2 protein-coding genes are annotated in these 1,476 nt (G+C 74.4%); both read left to right on the forward strand.

Annotation, left to right across the window (positions count from 1 at the left end; genetic code table 11):
- Nucleotides 1-158: 158 nt before the first annotated feature.
- Complete coding sequence (locus ACWCRA_RS35210) at nucleotides 159-650, forward strand: hypothetical protein (RefSeq protein ID WP_451069480.1); 492 nt, start codon at nucleotides 159-161, stop codon at nucleotides 648-650.
- Nucleotides 650-1,476 (forward strand): hypothetical protein (locus tag ACWCRA_RS35215; RefSeq protein WP_451069481.1); only part of this gene is annotated, 827 nt, incomplete at its 3' end. The genes ACWCRA_RS35210 and ACWCRA_RS35215, both read left to right, overlap by 1 nt.

Genomic DNA, 1,476 nt, shown 5'->3' on the forward strand with positions numbered 1-1,476 from the left:
ATCGCCCACGTCTGGGACCGGCGCACCCGGCACTGGCACTGGGCCGTGTCCTGGGCCGCCCGTATCCCGCTCGCGTCCGCTGTGACCGCGCTGGCGCTGTACGCGCCCGGCTCGCAGCTCTGACACGCCATCACACACTACGCAGATAGGGCATATCGATGATTGAGCACATTGAGACGGTGATGGCGATCGCGGCGGCGCCGGCGGCCGACAGCGGCGTCACCGGGGGGAAGGTCCTCGGGTCAATCGGCACGGGCGGTCTTGCCCTCGTGATGACCGGGGTCCTGGTCGGCGGCATCAGGGAGCCCAAGGGCACGTCGAAAATCCGGTACAGGCTCACCAGCACCCAGGCGTCGCTGATCGGCTGCGCGGCCGGCACCTGCTACGCGGCGGCGGGGAGCATCTGGACCGCATCAGGCGACCTGAGCACCGCGTTCGCCAGCATCTTCACCGGCGGGGCTTTCGGGACCGCCGGACTCGGTGCCGTGTCTGCGCTGCTCGCGGCGCTCCTCTACTTCCGGGAAATGGCGCCGGGGAGGGCCGCGCTGGTGAGCATCCTCGCGGCCGGGGTGTGGGCACAGGCCGGGGGCATCTGGGGGCTCCCGAAGAGTGTGGTGCTGACCACGGCCGGCGCGTTGGGAGCGGTGTGATGACCGCGCCCACAGAGCGGCTCCCGGCCGTCGACGACGACCAGGAGCACGAGCAGCCGGGGGAGTCCGGCCCGGCCGGGTCGGGGCTGCGCGGGTACGCGCTGCCCGACCGGGAGGGGCTGCGTGAGCTGGCCGGGTCGCTGGCCGCCGGATCGGGCGCCCTGGCCGTGCGCGGCTGGACGTGGCTCCGGGGGGAGGGCGGGCAGGAGGCGTGGGCCCGCGCCGGGTACATCGCCGGGAGTCTCTACCTCGGAGGGCACCTGGTGGTCTCCTCCCCCGCGCTGGAGCCCTACACCGGCTACGCCGTCCCGCTGACGGTAGGGAGCTGGTGCGTGGGCGCCTGGATGTGCTCCCCCACCCTGGAGGCCCGGAAGAAGGCCCGGAAGAACGCCGCCGCCGACGCCGCGCGTGAGGCGTGCCCTGACCATGCCCGCGGGGTCGACGAGCCGGGGCCGGTGGCCGGCGCCGTCGACGACAGCCAGGAGGACCAGGAGCACGACGGCCAGGGCGGCGGGCTCGACGAGCCGGAGGATCTGACGCTCGCTGAGGCCGTCGGCATCCTCGACGCCGCATACGAGCCCGGGGCCAACGGTCTCCACCTCGACCGGGCCCTGTCGCGGGCCCAGTCGGAGGGGCTCCTCACCGGCTGGAAAACCGCCCGCCTGCGGGCCGCGGTCGAGACCGCCGGCATCCCGGTCCGGGACCAGATCAAAGTCGCCGGCCGGGGCGGCTGTCCGGGGGTCCACCACACCGCGCTGACGGCCGCCCGGGAGCAGCTGCTCACCACCCCCGCCGGCGGCCCTCCCGGGCCCCCCGCTGAGCACCC

This window comes from Streptomyces sp. NPDC001889 (assembly GCF_053594535.1).

Excerpts from the sequence above, each read along its gene's own strand:
- ACWCRA_RS35210 (WP_451069480.1), top strand. The coding sequence starts at position 159 with ATGATTGAGCACATTGAGACGGTGATGGCGATCGCGGCGGCGCCGGCG.